Raw genomic sequence first — 17,067 nt, forward strand, 5'->3', positions numbered from 1 at the left:
GTGACGCACTTCTTCGCGTCGTTGTAGCCACTGAGATCCTCGGCCACGTCCTTGCCCAGCCCGAGCATGAATTTGAGGGATTCTCGCAGGCTCGGCGACGCCAGGGCGCGCGGCACGGCGGAGCGGCGGGTGCGGGCCCAGCCGCAGGCGGCGGCGACGGCGGCCGTGACGGCGAGGCCGGGCAGCCCGGCGATCCAGCCGCCGAGCGCGGCGGCGAGGGCGACCGCCGCCCACGCGGGCCAGCCCGTCCCGGCGACGAGGGCGCGGGGCTCCGGGCCGCGCCGGCCCCGCCCGGACGGCCAGACGGCGATCACCAGCAGGACGAGCAGCAGGACGAGGCCCGCGACGACGGCGGTCCGCTGCGCCCGGTCGGGGGCGTAGGCCAGCTCGACGACGCCGCTGGTCCCCTTCGGGACGACCCAGCCCTGCTTCCAGCCGTCGAGGCGGACGGCTCGCAGTTCGGCGCCGCCGACGGTCGCGCGCCAACCGGTGTTGAAGTTCTCGTTCACCGTGAGGAAGGAGGCGGTGGCGGCGTCCACCTCCAGCCTGCGCGTGCTGGAGCCCCATTCGAGCACCTTGACCTGCTGCGGCGGCCGGGCCGACGCGGCGGCGCGGGGCTTCGCCCCGACCGTCACCGTGTCGAGGCGGTAGGGGTCGAACGGCGCGGACGCCAGCCGGTTCCGGCCCGCTTGGAGCGCGGCGGGAGTGCACGCGCTGAACCGCAGCGGCCGGCCCGCGAGCAGGTCGCCGAGCGTGCCGGTCGCCTTGGTCTGGACGGCGGCGCCGCCGATCCGCAGTTTCGGGCCGTACCCGCACGGCAGCCGCAGCGGGACGGCGCGGACGTCGGGGATCGGCTTGACGCCGGGAATGACGAGGTCGGTCACCTGGACGGGCTGGGCCTGGCTCTCCCGGAAGAAGGTGAACGTGACCCGGTCGGTCGTCATCGGGGCGAACGCCAGCCTGCCCTGGGCGTCGGACAGCCCTTCGCGGGTCTGGCCGTTCGCCCCCTCGACCCGGACGCGCATCGGCCCGGAGGCAGAGGGCGGACGGGTGACGGTGACGGACGCCAGCCGCTTGCGGCCCTTCCACCGGACGGTGTACGTGGGCGCCTCGTCCCGCTCCCCCGCGATCCAAGCCGTCCCGGGGTCGCCGTCGAAGCCCGCCCTCGGCTGATCGGCGGGGTGGTCGGCCAGGACCGAGCTCGCGGCGACGGCCGGCTGCCCCCGGACGGCGGTGAACCGCTCGACGAGCCGCCGGTCGGTGAGCACGGCCGTGCCGGTGACGGCGGCCCGGCCCGCGGCGGCGGCGGTGAACGTCCGGTCGAACCCCGCCTCCTCCTCGTCGCCGGACCCGAGGGACGGCGAGCACACCCAGCGGCGGCTGCCCTTCACGCACTCGCCCGCGGCGCCCTGCGCCCGGCTCATCACGTACGTCGCGGGCCCGGCGAGGCCGGCGGGCGCGGGCATCGTGAAGGTGCGGGCGGGCCGCACGCCGCCGATCGACAGCTCCGCCACGCCCGCGCGGGCGAAACCCGGGACGAGCGGCTCGGAGGCCAGCCCGAGGATCCGCAGCCGCAGCCAGCGGGTCGGGCCGCCGGGCGCGCGGAGGGGCTGCCCGGTCACGATCTTCTGGACGTCCTGCCGCACCGTCCCGTTCTCGGTCTCGACGGCGACGCGCGAGACGGCGGGGCCGAGGGACCCGTCCTGGAGGAACGCGGCGGTGAGGCTCGGCACCTCGCGGGGCCGGTCGAAGTCGACGCGGAGCCACTGCCCGACCGGCCCGTTCCAGCCGCCCGTCTTCCAGGCGGTGAACTGGTCGCCGTCGAGCGCCGCGAAGGGGGTCGCCTCGGGCTCGCGCGCCTGCGGGACGGCGTCGTCGCCCGCCGCCGAGGTGGACGCCGTGACGTCGCGGACGCCGCCGCCGTACGTCACGTGGGTCGCGTAGCGCCTCCAGCCCGTGTCGAGGACGTCGGCGGCCTCACCCTCGCGGGCGGCGGTCAGCGTCGGAGACGTCTGGTGCAGCTCGCCGAAGTTGCGGCGCAGCAGGCGGGGCGAGTCGGTCACGACCGGGGCGCCCCCGAGGTCGGCGGCGTCGTCGTCCAGCAGGACGGGCCCGTCCGGCAGCGTGCCGCCGTCGGCCATGGGCAGCAGCGACTCCGGCCCCCCGTACACGCGGACGGGGTCCGCGGCGTCGGCGAGGGTCGCCACGCCCGCGGCGCCGGCGACCTCGTAGACCTCCAGCGCCGGGTACTTCTGGTCGACGGCGGTCACCGCGTCGTCGGCGTCCCCGCCGACGGGCCCGCCGAACGCGGCAGCCCTCCGCATCCCGGGAGAGTCGCCGAGCGCCTGGTGGAGGCGGGCGGGCCAGGCGCCCCGCAGCGACTCGCGCCGCAGGTCATTGCGCACCAGGACGTACCGGACGCCCATCCGGCCGAGGAAGGCGCTCAGGCCGGGCGACCCCTGCCCTGACCGGACCTGCTGGTCGATCGCGTCGAGCGCGCGCGTGTACCCGGGCGACCCGGCCGGGACGAGCTGCCGGACGCCCCACCGCGCCGACAGCAGCGGCTGGACGATGTCGTCCATGGGGCGGCCCCACAGGTACTCGCCGAACGGCGCGCCCGGGACGGCCAGCACCCCCTGCCGCCCGGCCCGCGCGTTGATCCACGCCGCGGCGTCCCGCCAGTACCGGGGCACCTCCGTGAACTCGCCCGGCCCGGACAGGCCCTGCGAGGCGGCCGTGACGCCGATGCCGCCGAGCGCGACGGCGGCGGCCACCGGCAGGCTGAGCAGCGATCTCAGCGCCGGGCCGGACGCCGGCCCGGCCCCCCGGCCGCGCACGTGGCCCGCCGTGCGGCGGGCCGCGGCGACGAGCGCGTGGGCGAGGCCGAGCGCGAGCGGCAGCCGGACGACCGCGTCGAACTTGTGCAGGTTGCGCAGCGGGGCGAGCGGGCCGTCGAGCAGGTCGCGGAGCTGCTCGGCGAACGGACCCGGCAGGCCGCTGAGGTGGCCCATCGACAGGATCGCCAGCCCGGCGAGCAGCGTGAGCAGCAGGAACGTCCGCTCGGGCAGCAGCCGGCTCAGCAGCCCGGCGAGCCCGATCGCGGCGGCGAGGCCCGTGCAGACGATCGCCACGGGGCCGAGGGACAGGCCGTGCCCGACCGGCCACCAGACCTGCCCGTCCACGATCAGGTAGTTGACCCAGCGCTCCGCGCCGCGCAGGACGTTGATCAGGCCGGTCGGCCCGGCCGTGGTCCGCGCCTTCTCGGTGTAGGTCAGCCAGGAGAAGCCGTAGGTTCCGGTGAGCAGGAGGGGGGCGAGCCACCAGGCCACGGCCGCGCCCGCCGCCGCCGACCACCACGCGAGCATCCGCGCCCGGAACGATCCGCGCGGCCGCGTCACCACGTACACGACCGGGACGACCAGCACGGCGACGGTCGCGGTCGCGTTGATGCCGCCGCAGCAGGCGATCGCCAGGCCCGACCTCGCCGCCGCCCTGAGCCGCCCCGTCTCCCCGGCGGCCGCGCCGGCCAGCGGCAGGACGATCCAGGGCAGCATCGCGACCGGCAGGTACTCCGAGGAGATCTGCCCGAGCGTGGCCAGCCCGTTCGGGGCGAGCGCGTAGGCCATCGCCGCGAACAGGCGGGCGCCCTGCCCGTCGCCGCCGGCGCCGAAGCCGAGGCGCCCCGCGAGGCGCCAGGTGCCGGTGAACGCCAGGCACATCAGCAGCGCCAGCCAGAACCGCTGGGTGATCCACGCGGGCATTCCGGCCAGGTCGCCGAGCGCGAAGAAGGGGCCCATCGGGAACAGGTAGCCGACGGCCTGGTTCTGGAGCTGGCCGAACTGCTCGGGGTCCCACAGGTGCAGGGCGCGGCCGAGGAACCCGAGCGGGTTCACCGCCATGTCGATCTTGGTGTCGGCCAGGATCGCGCCGGGGCGGGCGCCGAAGGCGAGCGCGGTCAGCGCGAGGCAGCACGCGAGGACGCGCAGCCGCTCCCGCACCCGGCCCGCGACGTCCGGTCCGTCCGGCACGGGTCGGCGGGACGCGCCGGCGCGGGGCGGATTCGCCTCTCCCACCGCCATGCTCGCCCTCTGCCCCTCTCTGCTCTCCCGGGCGTCAGCCAGGGTGCCCGTCACCGTACCTTCGGTCGCCTCGCGCACCGGCCTCGCGGGCCCGGACGGCGGCGGCGACGAGGTCCCGCATCCGGGCGGCGGTGCGCGCCCAGTCGAACTCTGCCGCCCGCCTCTGACACTCCGTGGCGATGCGATCACGCTCCGCGCGGTCGGCGAGGTCCTTGAGGGCGCGCCGGACGACGTCGGCCTGGTCGTCGCCCTCGCGGACGAGCCATCCGGTGGCCCCGTCGCGGACGGCGTCGCGCAGGCCGTCCACGTCGTGCGCGACGGTGGGGACGCCGAACGCGGCGGCCTCGATGACGCTGAGGCCCCAGCCTTCGCCCTGGGACGTGCTGAGATGCAGGTCGGCGCGGGCGACCAGCGCCGCCTTCACGTTCTCGGCGACGTAGCCGTGCGCGATGACGACCTTCTCCAGGCCGCGGGCTCTGATCTCGGTCGTGAGGGCGGCCGCCTCGGGGCCGTCTCCGACGATGTGGAGTTTCAGCCCGGGATGGGTCCCGGCGAGGTCGGCGGCGAGGTCGAGAAGGAGAGGGAGGCGCTTGTGCGGGACGAGCCGGGTCACGCAGACGAGATCCGGGTTCCCGGCGGGCTCCGGGACCGCGCCGTCGGGTTCGGCGACCACCGTTCCGTTGGAGACGACGTAGGTCGGACCGCTCCAGCCCAGCCGCTCCTTGACAGCGCGCTCCGTGGACGGCGAGACGACGACGAACGCGTGCCGCCGGTAAGTCCAGCGGCTCACCGGCCCCTCCAGGACCTGGCCGACCCACGCGAGCCATCTGGGGAAATACAGACCGAACTGAGCGTCGTGCACATGGTGGACGACGCAGAACACCGGGACCCGGCGCGGCATGACCCACGGCGTGAAGAAAGGGATGCCGTTCTGGCAGTCGACGACGGCGTCGAAGCGCAGCCGCCTGAGGCGGAAACCCAGCATCCACAGCAGGACCAGGGGGTAGACGGTGAAACGGCCGCCGAGACGTACGAACTCCACGTCCTCGACCCGTTCCCTGCGCCTTTGCCCCTGCGCCCTGCTGGTGACGTAATGGACGCGGGCTCCTTCACCGGCGAACCTGCGCGCCAGTTCCCATGCGTAGCGTTCGGCGCCGCCTGCGGCGGGATGCCAGGGATCCCTCCAGTTGACGACCGCCAGCCGCAGCTTCTCGCTCATCCCGTCTTCGCGCGCGACGCGGGAACGTTCTCAGCCAGTGCGGCCGCGTGCGACAGGGCGACCGAACTCGACAAAGCGACCGGACTCGACAGGGCGATGGGTTCCGACAGGGCGACCGGCACCGGGCTCGGCTCACCGAGCACCGCCCGCAGCGGCACGACCGGGAGGTTCGGCCTCACCGGTATGAGAGGCAGCCGGACTCCGGCGCGCGCGCGGATCCGGGCCAGGTCGAGCAGGCATTGCAGCGAATGCCGCCGGACCGAGAACGTCGATCCCGGACGGTCACGCCAGACCACCGGGATGTCCGTCACGGACGCTCCGCGCCGCACGCAGTGGGCGAGGAGTTCGACGTCGAACGAGAAGCCCGACGTGCGCAGGTCCTTCGCGGCGGCCCGTCCGAGGGGGCCGTAGAAGAACTTGAACCCGCACTGGGTGTCGGGGATGCCGCCCACGAGGTCGCGGACGATCCGGTTGAAGGTGATGGCGCCGAGGCGCCTGACGGGCAGCGCGTACCCCTGGACGACCGACCGACCGTGGCGCCTTGACCCGACCACGACCGGGCGGCCCTCGCGCAGCAGGACGATGGCTTCGTCCAGCGCGGCGAGGTCTGTTGCCATATCGGCGTCCATGAAGCCCACGTAAGGGGCCCGCGTCGCGAGCAGTCCGGCGCGGACCGCCGCTCCCTTCCCCCGGCGCTCGCAGCGCACCAACCGGACGGGGACCGGCCCGTCCCAGGACTCGACGATGCCGGCCGTCCCGTCGGTGCTGGCGTTGTCGACGACGATGACCTCGGCCCGCGCCGCGAGGCCCGCGAGCTTGCCGCACAGCAGATCCAGTCCCGCCGGAAGCCGGTCGGCCTCGTTGAAGGCGGGAACGACGATCTCCAGAAGTGCGGGCCGGTCACGCCTGGTCCCCATCAGGGCCTACACGTCACCGGGAGCCGTAGTTGTACAGCGGCTTGATGACGGGGTCCTTCTGGGAGGCGCTTGCGAGCTGGACGGCGCCGAACGAGGCTCCGGAGGCCAGCAGGACGCCGACGATTGCGGCGATGGCGATGCGCATCAGGGGGTCCTTCGTCGGGGGTCGGGTCTGCGAGGCGTGATACCGCCGAGTAACGGGAAGCTCAGAGTAGTCCTTGAGGGCGTGATTGACCAGAAAACGGCGAGACCCGTCAGCACCCACGCGGCCACCACGGGCGCGAGCGGGGCCGAGTCGCGGACCCCGTTCGCGACCCCGTCGATCCGGTAGACGACCAGGTCAGGCCCTCGCAGGACCTCCGTGGCCGCGCCCGAGGGGCGGTGGGCCCCCGGCTCGGCGTCCACGACGACGTACCGTACTCCCCTGTCACGCAACGTGGTCACGGGCGGGGTTCCGGTCCGCGCGGCGGGCGCGAACTCGACCGCCCTCGGATCCTCGGGGGCGACGGTCGTCCCGCCGACCGTGACGGCGTCGTCCACGATGACGCGGCGGTGCAGGTAGCGGGGCATCGGGTCGAGCACCCGGCGGCCGTGGTTCCACGGGTAGCTCCGGTAGGACGCCCAGGGCAGGACCAACACGTCCCCCGAGGCGGGGTCCCCGTCGATGATCTGCCGTGCGCGCGCCCAGTCGTCCGGGTATCGGACGGCCCGCAAATCGCCCGCCGCGCCCCAGGCCAGCGTCGGCAGCAGGAGGACCGGGGCCGCCGTCGCAGCGGCGGCCACTCCCGGCCACCGGGCCTCGGCCGCCCGGTCGGCGGCCGTCCCCAGCCCCACGGCGACCACGACGGCGAGCGGGGCCGCGAACTGCTGCCCGTCCCGGAGGACGGCGAACCCCGGCCACAGGCCGATGACACCTTCGAGGACGGGCGCCGCCACCGCTCCAAAAGCCGCGACGGCGAACCCGGCCGCCGCCGCGACGGCCGCGCCCCGCCGCCAGCCGGGCTCCCTGCACCATCTCCCGTAGGCGGCCAGCGCGACCACCACCACGACCAGCCAGATCGTCGCGGTGACCGGCGCCCCGTAGCCGCTCGGCACCGTTTCGCCGTTCCACACCCCGCCGAGCAGGAGCAGGCTGCCGAGCGTCCCGAACGGGGTGTCCGCCCTGGCCGCGAACAGGCCGACGGCTGTCCCGTCCCCGGGCAGGCCCGCGGGACGCAGCGCCCCCGGCACCAGCCAGGGCAGGCTGAGCGCGGCCGCGGCCGCCGCGACCCGCAGTCCGGCGCGCAGCCGGTCACGCGGGCGGCCCGCCCCCATGAAGGCGACGGCCAGAGCCGTCATGGCGGAGACCGCCAGCGCCGCGAAGCCGCCGATCGCCGCGGGGAGCAGGGCGCGGACGAGGCGGCGGCCACCGCCGGGCTCGTCCGTCCGCGCGGCCGCCGCCACCACCCACGGCAGGGCCGCGTAGCCGAGGAGGAGGGCCCACTGTCCGAGCAGCAGGCGTTCGGCGACGAACGGGTTCCAGGCGTAGCAGACGCCGGCGGCCAGGCGCGGCAGCAGCCGGGGCGAGGGGACCAGCGACGCCGCCGACGTGCACGCCATCATGAAGACGGCCAGCAGGACGAGCTTCTGCACCGCGTCCGCCGGGACGATCGCGGCGAGCGCGGTGACGAACGCGTCGCTCGGCACGTGCCGGGGCACGACCCCTGTCAGCCCGAACGTCAGGCGGGTGAACGCCGGGTCGGGCACGAACACCATGTCGTAGGACAGCACGAAGCCGGGCGCGAGCCCCGGCCCCAGTGCCGCGAGCCCGAGCCCGAGGCCGGTGAGGGCGGCCACCAGGTGCCGCGTCCGGTCGGTCAAGCAGTCCGCTCCCGCATGTGAGCCTGGACGCTACCCGACCGGCTCGGGGTCCCGGGGCAGGCCGAGGATCCGCTCGCCGATCACGTTCAGGTTGACCTCGGTGGTGCCGCCGCCGATCGTCATCGCCCGGGAGGCGAGCAGGTAGCGGGTCCAGCGGGCGCGCAGGGGGTCGCGGCGCCCGCCGGTCAGGGCGCCCTCCTCGCCGAGGAGCGTGAACCCGAACTCGGTGACCTGCTGGCCGTGCTCCATCGCCACCAGCTTGCGGACGTTCGCCGTCGCGCCCGGGTCGGTGCCCGAGAGCCGCTTGAGCGTGGCGCGCAGCCCGAGCAGGTTGAACGCGTGCTCGTCGCAGGCGAGGCGCCCGATCCCGTCGCGGACGAGCGGGTCGCCGTCCAGGCCGAGCCCGGCCGCGAGGTCGAGCAGCTTGGGCAGGTCGCCGCCGAGCTGGAAGCTGCTCGTCAGGCCGACCCGCTCGTTGGCCAGCGTCGTGCGGGCCACGCGCCAGCCCTCGTTGACCGGGCCGACGACGAGGTCGTCCGGCACGAACACCCCGTCGAGGAACACCTCGTTGAACACGGCGTCGCCGGTGCACTCGCGCAGCGGGCGGACCTCGATGCCGGGCGACTCCATGTCGACGAGGAAGTAGGTGATCCCGTCGTGCTTGGGACGGTCCGGATCGGTGCGCGCGACGCAGATCGCCCACCGCGCCTCGCGGGCCAGCGACGTCCAGATCTTCTGCCCGGTGATCGTCCAGCCGCCCTCGGCGCGCTCGGCGCGGGTCCGCAGCCCGGCGAGGTCGGAGCCCGCCTCCGGCTCGGAGAACAGCTGGCACCAGATGATCTCGCCGCGCAGCGTCGGCGGGAGGAAGCGCTCCCGCTGCTCCGCCGTCCCGTACCGGACCAGCGAGGGGACGACCCACGCCGCGATCATCAGCGGCACCGGGCGCACCTTCGCCGCCCCGAGCTCCTGCTGGATCACGATCTGTTCGAGGGGCCCCGCGTCCCGCCCCCACGGCTTCGGCAGGTGCGGCGTCACCCAGCCGCCCTCGGCCAGCGCCGCCCGCTGTTCGAGCGGCTCCATCGCGGCCAGCTCGGCGACGCGGGCGCGGATCTCCTCGCGGACCGGCGCCGCGTCCTCCGCCAGCTCGATGCTCATCGGGCGCCGGACGCCCCCGACCGCGAGCGCGGCGACCTCCGCGCGGTGCGCGCTCGCCCGCCCGAGGAGCGCGCGGAGGGTGAGGGCCCGCCGGTAGAGGAGGTGGGCGTCGTGCTCATAGGTGTAGCCGACGCCTCCGTGGACCTGGATGTTGCCTTCCGCGCAGGTGACGGCGGCGTCCGCCGCCAGGACGGCCGCCACCCCGGCGGCGTAGGCGCGCTGCTCTTCCGGCTCGTCCAGGGCGCGTGCGGCGTCCCATACCGCCGCCCTGGCGCGCTCGACCGCGATGAGCATCCGCGCGCACTTGTGCTTGACGCCTTGGAACTGGCCGATCGGACGGCCGAACTGCTCACGCAGTTTCGCGTACGCGACGGCGTCGTCCAGGGCACGTCCCGCCACACCGCACGCCTCGGCGCCCAGAAGGACGGCGGCGAGGGCGGGCACGTCCACGCCGCTGATGAGGCGGTCGTCCGGAAGGGACACGCCCCCGACCGTGACCGATCCCACCGGCCGGGTGATATCGAGAGACTCCAGCGGCTCGACGGTGACGTCGTCCCGATCCAGGACGGCCCAGCGGTCTCCGGCGGGGAGCACGAAGACATCGGCCAAGGGCGCGCCCAGCACCGGTTGGACCGTCCCGGCGACGCTGGAGCCGTTCGTGCTGAGGCCGCCCGAAAGCCCGACCGCCGCCTTCCGGGCCCCCGCGACGAGGCCGCGCACGTCCGCCCCGGCCGCGTGCAGGATCGCGGACGCCAGCACGGTCGGCGCGTACGGGCCGGGAGCCAGGACGCGGCCCAGTTCCTCCAGGGCGACGGCCTGCTCCAGGATCCCGAATCCCTCGCCGCCGGCGTCCTCGGGCAGGTGCAGGCCGAGCAGCCCCTGCCCGGCGAGCGCGGGCCAGAAGCCCGCGTCCGCGTTCCGGACGGCCTCGCGCGTGACGGCCCGTTCGGCGAAGCCGCGCACCGCCGCCGCGAGCGCCTCGTGTTCCTCGGTCAGCCCGATGGCCATGGCCACACCTTTCGCAGGAGTGGCCCCAGCGTATTAGAACGGGATTCGGTTGTCAGGAGCGATCGGTCAGGAGGCGAGCTTGAGCTGCCCGAGGAACTGGTTGACGTCCGGCCACTGCTTGCGGTTCGTGTTCGGCATCGAAGCGAACACCACCGCCGGCGCCTTCCGGCCGGTGTCGACCACCGCCATGACGACGATCTCGCCCGTCGCGCGCACCCCGGACCGCTTGTAGGTGAGGTAAGAGGCGACCAGCCAGCCCTTGCGCCCGCCCACGTTCAGCGCCTGCGACGCGAGCGGGGCCGTCTTGTGGGGGAACGCGTAGTACTGCGCCTCGTAGCCCTTCGCGGCCAGCCCGGCCACGGTCTTCACGCTGTCCGGCCCCTGGTAGGCGCTCTGCAGGGACGGGATCAGCGTGCCGGTGAGGAGCTGCCCGTACCAGAACCGCCCGGCGTGCCGCTCGGTCAGGAGGATCTGCTGCCCCGACCATCCCGGCGTGCCCAGCTTGTTCTTCTTGGTGGGCACCTGCCAGGGGGCGGCCAGCCGCGGGTACGACAGCCCGGAGTGGACGTCGTTGACCCGACCGAGCATCCGGCTCGGCTTCCCGGGGAACGTCGCGAGGCGCTTGTCCGGCGGCATCTCCACCTGCGCCGCCTCGGACTGCTCCGCCGCGGCCCGCCGGTCGGCGTTGCCAGGCGGGTCGGCGGGCTCGGCCGGCTCGTCGTCGCCGCTCTTCAAGAAGTAGGCGCCGCCGGCCGCGAGGAGCGCGACCACCAGCAGGCCGATCCCGCCGAACAGCACGAGCCGGGACCGGCCGCCGCGCTCGTCCAGGACGTCGCGCTGCGGCCTCGGCGAGCCGCCGAGCTTGGCGTCCGCGGCGTCCTCGTCGGCCATCCAGTCGGGCATCTGCCAGTTGCCGCTGCTCGGCTTGCCGGGCTTGGCCGGCTGCCCGGACCCGGTGGGGACCGCCGGGACGTACCTGTCGTCGCCGCCGCCGTCGCCGTCGCCCTCCTCGAAGAGCGAGCCCTCCCACTGGGGCGCCTCCTCGGCGGCGGGCTTCTCCTCGACCACGGGCGCCACCTTGACGTCCTCGGGGTCGGGCTCCTCGCGCACGGCGGACTCCCGGCGCCCGGTCTCGACCTTGCCCCAGACGTCGTGCGCTCCGGCGCCCTCGCCGGACGCGGAGAAGTCGGTGCGGCCCGTCGGCGGGGGCACCGGCACCTCCGGCACCTTCGGCTCGGGGAAGGCCGCCTGCGGCCCGGTCGCGCCCTCCGCGCCGTCCCGCGGCTCGCTCTCGCTCATTTCGGTCCAGCGCACACTGCGCTCCCCCTGATCGGACATGCGGCACACGTTACGCCAAGATCACTCGTGCCGTTCCGGCCGGTCATCACGCTCAGGACACATCTTCTCATCGCCTCGGTGGCGGCGCCCCGGGCGCTCACGCGGGACTCGTCAGGCCCGCCTCGGCCACCGGGTCGTCGGCCAGGCGCTCCCTCGCCAGCAGCGTCCCGCCGGCCACCGCGCCGGGCATCGCGAGCACCGCGCCGAACGGGATGAGAAACACCACAAAGGTCGCCGCGCCGAACCCGACGGCGAGCGGGCGGCGGGTCTTCAGCCGCGCGAACCGGTCCCGGCGCCGCAGCCCGCGCCGCTCCAGCGCGATCGACGTCAGCTCGCCCGCGAGGAAGTAGCCCGACACCAGCGCCGCGACCACCGGGACGACCGTCTGCCCCACCACCGGCAGGAACCCGCACGCGAAGAACACGACCGCGAACGCCAGCGCCACGGCCCCGAGGATCAGCGCGTCCTTGACCGCCCGCCCGATCTGGACCAGCAGCGGGACGTCCGGCTCCGGCGGCGCGCCGCCCTGCGACTCCTCCACCCGGACCGCGATGGCCTCGTAGAACGGGTCGCCCACCAGCAGCGTCACCGCCGTGAACGTGATGACCGCGAGGAACAGGGCCGCCCCGTACAGGGCGATCCCGGCCACGACCCGCGCCGACGAGCGCGCCGCGTCGGACCAGCCGTCGGCGAAGCCCGTCACCCATCCGGCCAGGTCGTCGATCCGGTACGCCAGGAAGACCAGCGCCGCGACGTAGACCGCCAGGACGATCAGCGCGGGGATCAGCCCGAACAGCCACTGGGCCGGGTGCCGCGCCACCCATCCGATGCCGCGCAGCAGATAGCCGACGCCGTTGAAGAAGTCCTTGAAGGCGGACGGGCGCGGCGGCGGACCCGGCTGCTGCGGAGGGTGGGGCTGCTGAGGGCTCGGCTGGAAGCCCGCTCGGGGGCTCGGCTGGGGGCTCGGCTGGGGGCTCGGCCGCGGGCCCGGCTGGGGGCCCGGCTGCGGCGGGCCGCTCCAGGCACCGGGTCGGTCAGGCGGTCCGTACGGTTGGCTCACGCACCCTGACCCTATAGGGCGGGCAGCCCCACAAGACGGACAGAACGGTCCCAAACCGCGCGCCGCAGCTCCGAATCCTTCAAGGCCTCGACCGTCGGCAGCCTTCCGGCGCCCGGCGTCGAGCTGTAGTAGCCGCCGCTGCGCCCCTCGAACTCCTCGTCCAGCGCGAGCCGCAGAGCCATCCGCGCCCCCTGCGCGGGGGTCCGCATCACTGGGGTGTGCGAGAACAGGGCCAAGACGCGCTCGGTGCCGCGGACGTCCCTTCCAAGGCTCGTGGCGACGAACCCCGGGGAGACCGCGTTCGCGGTGACGCCGCTGCCCTCCATCCGCCTGGCCAGTTCCTGCGCGAACAGGATGTTGAGCAGCTTCGACCGCCCGTACACGCGGAGCGCCCCGGACGGACCGTAGGACATGGGCTCGGCCATCCGCTCGACGTCGAGCCTGTCCGAGAACCGGTGCGCCTCCGACGCCATGACCACCACCCGCGACGGCGCGCCCTTCTCCAGCAGGCCCAGCAGCAGGTTCGTCAGCAGGAACGGCCCCAGGTGGTTCGTCGCGATCACGCGGTCGTACCCGTCCGCGCTGACCTTGGCCCGCAGCAGGTAGACGCCCGCGTTGTCGACCAGCACGTCCAGCCGGTCGAACCGCTCCTCCAGCGACGCCGCGACCCGCCGGACGTCCATCTGCACCGAAAGGTCGCCGATGAACGTCTCGACCCGCGCGCCCGGCACGTCCGCCGTCAGCTCCTCCACCGTCGCGGCGGCGCGCAGCTCGTTCCGGCAGACGATCCCCACCAGCATCCCCGCCCGGGCCAGCCCCCGCGCGATCTCCTTCCCGATCCCGGAGGTCCCCCCGGTGACGATCGCGATCCTGCGCTCCATGCCCCCACCGAACCACCCCGCGCACCCCCGGGCAACAGCGCGGCGCCCCTGGCACCGAAGTGGAACACGTTCTACTATTTCCGCATGAGGTTCACCTACGCCGAGGCCATGACGGACCCGTCGTTCTACCTGCCGCTGGCCAGGGCCGCCGAGGAGGCCGGGTACACGAGCATGTCGGTCGCCGACTCGCTGGTGTACCCGAAGGAGTCGGACTCGGTGTATCCGTACACCGCCGACGGCAGCCGGGAGTTCCTGGAGGACAAGCCCTTCATCGAGACGTTCACGCTGATCGCGGCCATGGGGGCGGTGACCTCCCGGCTGCGGTTCACGCCGTTCGTGCTGAAGCTCCCGGTGCGTCCCCCCGTCCTGGTGGCGAAGCAGGCGACGTCGGTCGCGTGCCTGACCGGCGGGCGGCTCGCCCTCGGCGTCGGGCTCAGCCCCTGGCGCGAGGACTTCGAGGTGATGGGCGTCCCGTGGGAACGGCGCGGCAGGCGGATGGACGAGGCCATCGACATCGTGCGGGGGCTGAGCGCCGGCGGGTACTTCGAGTACCACGGCGAGCACTTCGACGTCCCGGCCGTCAAGATCTGCCCGGCGCGGCCCTTCCCGATCCTGGTCGGCGGGCACAGCGAGGCCGCGCTGCGCCGCGCCGTCGTGCGCGGGGACGGCTGGATGCACGCGGGCGGCGGCGACGACCTGGACGGCCTGCTCGCCCGGCTGGACCGGATCCGCGAGGCGGAGGGCAAGGCGGGCGACCCCTTCGAGGTGCACGTCATCTCGATGGACGCCTACACGCCCGACGGGGTGAGGCGGCTGGAGGACAAGGGCGTCACCGACGTGATCGTCGGCTTCCGGATGCCCTACGCCGAGGGGCCCGACACCGAGCCGCTGGCCAAGAAGATCGAGAACCTCGAACGGTTCGCCGAGACCGTCATCGCCAAGACCGCCTCCTGACCCCGAAACGAGAACACGTTACAGTGGATGCCATCGCCTGGGACGCCCCCGACGCCGACCACCCGGCCCGCCGCGCCGCCCGCGCCTCCATGACCGCCGTCGCCGAGGGCCGCAAGGACGACTGGCTGTCCCTGTTCGCCCCGGACGCCCTCATCGAGGACCCGGTCGGCCCGTCCTTCCTCGATCCCGAGGGCGCGGGCCACCGGGGCCCGGACGGCATCGAGAACTTCTGGAACTCCTTCATCTCCACGATCGCCGGCTTCCGTTTCCGCGTCGCCGACTCCTTCGCCAACGGCCCCTGCTGCGCCAACGTCGCGACGATCACGACCACGACGCCCGACGGCGCCACGATGACCATCGACTGCGTCCTCGTCTACACGGTGGACGGCGCAGGAAGGATCACGTCCCTGCGCGCCCACTGGGAGCCCGACCGCGCCATGGCCACCCTCACGACGCCGTGACCTGACGGAGCCCGGCCCGGGGGGAGCCACGCGGTCAGCGCCGCCCTCCCGACCTTCGCGGAGCCGCCTGCCCAACCGCCACCATCGGCGCGAGGCCTGCTGCCGCCGAAAGCACTTCGGTCCGCATCGCCACAAAAGCGCGCCTTCCTTGCGGTGCTGGCAAGCCAGCCTGGCCCCCGACCAGACACCATCGCACACAGTACGTGTCCCAATCCGGCCAGTTATGGCATTAGATATCACCTTTTCGTTAATTCTGGCGGGCAGTTCCGCGGTCCTATCGTCAGGGCACGCCCTCGGCGGGATGCCGGGGAGAAGGGGCGGGGATGAATCCTTCATCGAAACCGCAGTCTCTGATCGGCAGGTACCTGGCGCGCGAGACCGACCGGCCGGAGTGGGGTGACGGGCAGTACGCGCCGCAACAGAACTTTCTCGGTGACCTTTCCGGGAACACCGTCGACCACTTCATCAACGGAGTGGCGTACTTCAAGGCGCTGGAAGACGAGATCGAGGCCCTGCGCGCGTCCACCGCGAACGGCCGGTACCTGTACCTGACGGCGTGGTGGCTCGGCCTGAGCAGACTGCCGGCCGACACCGAGGTCCAGGCGTTCGGAGAACTCGCCGGCACCATCGTCCAGCAGTTCCCGGTGCTGAAGGACTACACCCGGCCGGTCCGGGTCGGCGCGGAGTACCCGCCGCTGACGCTCCCGAGCGGCGCACTGCTCTCCCGGCGCCTGGAGGAGCTTCACAAGTCCGGCGCCGACGTGCGGATCCTCGCCTGGGTGTCGCCGTTCGCCGCCCGGTACGACGTCCCCGAGTTCGGCGGGATCCGCATCGTGAACGCGCAGACCCTGCTCAGCGTCGCGGAGATGCGCAGCCGCTTCGGCGAGCAGGGCGCCGGCAAGGTGATGGTCAACCTGACAGCGCACCCGCTGGGCGCGGTGCACTGCAAGCTGGTGGTGGCCGGCGACCACACGTCCACCCGCGCCTTCACGGGCGGCATCGACCCGGTCATGAACCGGACTGCCCCGGCCTGGCACGACCTCGCGGTGCGGGTCACCGGTCCCGCGGCCGCCGCGATCCACCGGTTCTTCCAGCAGATGTGGGCCGAGAACCTCAAGCTGCCCGCCGAGAACTTCGTGGTCGACCGCCATCCGATCGAATCGCGGCTCAAGACGGCCACGGCGGTCCCCGACCCGCCGGAACCGCCGCGCGGCAACGGCACCGGCGCCCATGTCCAGGTGCTCCGGACCGTCCCGCAGATGCGGTTCTCCTCGTCCGGCCCCGCCTGGCTCTACGGCAAGAGCTCGGTGGTGCGGGCCCTCATCACCGCCGGCGTCGGCTTCAGAAAGGCGCCGATCAGTTTCGCGCCCGACGGCCTCTTCGAATTCAAGGTGGCGCTGCAGAAGGCGATCGGCGGGGCCGAGAAGTACATCTTCATCGCCGACCAGGCCTTCAGCAGCGAAGAGATCATGGACTGGATCAACGCCCGGCTGCTGCAGAAACCGGACCTCAAGGTGATCCTGCTGCACGGCGGCGATCCCACGAACCCGCCGAGCGGGGACATGCCCGAGGCGGTCAACAAGCACCTGATTCCGAACGTCCCGCAGCTCCTGCTGGGCAGCCGCAGCGGCCTCCAGGGCCTGGAGGTGTACGGCTGGCCCGGCACGGCCGTGCACTGCAAGGTGACGATCATCGACGACGTCTTCTGCATCGTGGGGTCGGCGAACGCGATGCGGCGCAGCCTCTACACCGACACCGAGCTGTCCGTCGCCGTCCTGGACGCCACGGAGACCGGCCTCGTCCGCCGCCTGCGCCGCGACCTGTGGGCCAAGTACTGCGGGATGACCCTGCCGTCAGAGATGCTGATGGCCGGCGCCGTCCAGCCGGGCTACGACGAGCTCCTCGACCTCGGCAACGCGCTGTCCCTGTGGTCCGAGAGCTGGGGCGGCGCGCTCCCGTCCCACGTCAAGCTGCTGCCCGGGCTCAAGAGCTTCCAGCTGCCGATGCCGGTGACCGAACCGTACTCGCAGGAGCAGCACGACCGCGAGGACGCCGACTCGCGCATGACCTTCTGAGCGTCGCCGCGCGGCGGGGCCGGGGGCGTCCGGCACACGGACGTCCCCGGCCCCGGCATG

The 17,067-nt window shown here is 73.7% G+C and carries 12 protein-coding genes; 3 read left to right on the forward strand and 9 right to left on the reverse strand.

Translation table 11 applies throughout. From position 1 onward, the window contains the following. From ABWI04_RS09250 to ABWI04_RS09290, 9 genes are all read right to left on the reverse strand, one after another. On the reverse strand, positions 1–4,079 hold a 4,079-nt coding region (locus ABWI04_RS09250; protein ID WP_353832078.1), incomplete at its 3' end, for an alpha-(1->3)-arabinofuranosyltransferase domain-containing protein. 34 nt (positions 4,080–4,113) lie between these two features. After that, the gene (locus ABWI04_RS09255) at positions 4,114–5,298 is read right to left on the reverse strand and encodes a glycosyltransferase family 4 protein (RefSeq protein ID WP_353832079.1); all 1,185 of its coding nucleotides are present in this window, start codon (positions 5,296–5,298) and stop codon (positions 4,114–4,116) included. Then, positions 5,295–6,215: a glycosyltransferase gene (locus ABWI04_RS09260; protein ID WP_353832080.1), complete on the reverse strand. Its 921-nt coding sequence runs from the start codon at positions 6,213–6,215 to the stop codon at positions 5,295–5,297. The genes ABWI04_RS09255 and ABWI04_RS09260 overlap by 4 nt, the downstream gene beginning before the upstream one ends. A 13-nt stretch (positions 6,216–6,228) precedes the next feature. Then, positions 6,229–6,360 carry a hypothetical protein gene (locus ABWI04_RS09265; protein WP_258942032.1) on the reverse strand — a complete coding sequence of 44 codons (132 nt, stop codon included), beginning with the start codon at positions 6,358–6,360 and terminating at the stop codon, positions 6,229–6,231. Then, entirely contained in the window at positions 6,360–8,075 is a 1,716-nt protein-coding gene (locus ABWI04_RS09270) for an MmpA family trehalose lipid delivery protein (RefSeq protein WP_353832081.1), read from the reverse strand. The genes ABWI04_RS09265 and ABWI04_RS09270 overlap by 1 nt, the downstream gene beginning before the upstream one ends. A 30-nt stretch (positions 8,076–8,105) precedes the next feature. After that, complete coding sequence (locus ABWI04_RS09275) at positions 8,106–10,238, reverse strand: acyl-CoA dehydrogenase family protein (RefSeq protein ID WP_353832082.1); 2,133 nt, start codon at positions 10,236–10,238, stop codon at positions 8,106–8,108. A gap of 66 nt (positions 10,239–10,304) precedes the next feature. Beyond that, the gene (locus ABWI04_RS09280) at positions 10,305–11,576 is read right to left on the reverse strand and encodes a flagellar basal body-associated FliL family protein (RefSeq protein ID WP_353832083.1); all 1,272 of its coding nucleotides are present in this window, start codon (positions 11,574–11,576) and stop codon (positions 10,305–10,307) included. A 97-nt stretch (positions 11,577–11,673) separates the two neighbouring features. Then, a complete protein-coding gene (locus ABWI04_RS09285) occupies positions 11,674–12,636 on the reverse strand; it encodes an EI24 domain-containing protein (RefSeq protein ID WP_353832084.1) in 963 nt (320 codons plus the stop codon). A gap of 11 nt (positions 12,637–12,647) precedes the next feature. Continuing rightward, positions 12,648–13,517 carry an SDR family NAD(P)-dependent oxidoreductase gene (locus ABWI04_RS09290; protein WP_353832085.1) on the reverse strand — a complete coding sequence of 290 codons (870 nt, stop codon included), beginning with the start codon at positions 13,515–13,517 and terminating at the stop codon, positions 12,648–12,650. A gap of 84 nt (positions 13,518–13,601) precedes the next feature. Between ABWI04_RS09290 and ABWI04_RS09295 the strand changes: the two genes are divergently transcribed. From ABWI04_RS09295 to ABWI04_RS09305, 3 genes are all read left to right on the forward strand, one after another. Beyond that, a complete protein-coding gene (locus ABWI04_RS09295) occupies positions 13,602–14,471 on the forward strand; it encodes a TIGR03619 family F420-dependent LLM class oxidoreductase (RefSeq protein ID WP_345177862.1) in 870 nt (289 codons plus the stop codon). Between the two features lie 23 nt (positions 14,472–14,494). Then, positions 14,495–14,932: a nuclear transport factor 2 family protein gene (locus tag ABWI04_RS09300; RefSeq protein WP_345177860.1), complete on the forward strand. Its 438-nt coding sequence runs from the start codon at positions 14,495–14,497 to the stop codon at positions 14,930–14,932. 323 nt (positions 14,933–15,255) lie between these two features. Further along, entirely contained in the window at positions 15,256–17,007 is a 1,752-nt protein-coding gene (locus ABWI04_RS09305; protein ID WP_353832086.1) for a phospholipase D family protein, read from the forward strand. The last annotated feature ends 60 nt before the right edge of the window (positions 17,008–17,067 follow it).

Origin of the sequence: Actinomadura sp. NPDC000929 (assembly GCF_040492065.1) — a bacterium.
Classification (GTDB): Bacteria; Actinomycetota; Actinomycetes; order Streptosporangiales; family Streptosporangiaceae; genus Spirillospora; species Spirillospora verrucosospora.

Coding starts and splice junctions, on each gene's coding strand:
- ABWI04_RS09255 (WP_353832079.1), bottom strand. CDS start 5,298: ATGAGCGAGAAGCTGCGGCTGGCGGTCGTCAACTGGAGGGATCCCTGG.
- ABWI04_RS09260 (WP_353832080.1), bottom strand. CDS start 6,215: ATGGGGACCAGGCGTGACCGGCCCGCACTTCTGGAGATCGTCGTTCCC.
- ABWI04_RS09265 (WP_258942032.1), bottom strand. CDS start 6,360: ATGCGCATCGCCATCGCCGCAATCGTCGGCGTCCTGCTGGCCTCCGGA.
- ABWI04_RS09275 (WP_353832082.1), bottom strand. CDS start 10,238: ATGGCCATCGGGCTGACCGAGGAACACGAGGCGCTCGCGGCGGCGGTG.
- ABWI04_RS09280 (WP_353832083.1), bottom strand. CDS start 11,576: ATGTCCGATCAGGGGGAGCGCAGTGTGCGCTGGACCGAAATGAGCGAG.
- ABWI04_RS09290 (WP_353832085.1), bottom strand. CDS start 13,517: ATGGAGCGCAGGATCGCGATCGTCACCGGGGGGACCTCCGGGATCGGG.
- ABWI04_RS09295 (WP_345177862.1), top strand. CDS start 13,602: ATGAGGTTCACCTACGCCGAGGCCATGACGGACCCGTCGTTCTACCTG.
- ABWI04_RS09305 (WP_353832086.1), top strand. CDS start 15,256: ATGAATCCTTCATCGAAACCGCAGTCTCTGATCGGCAGGTACCTGGCG.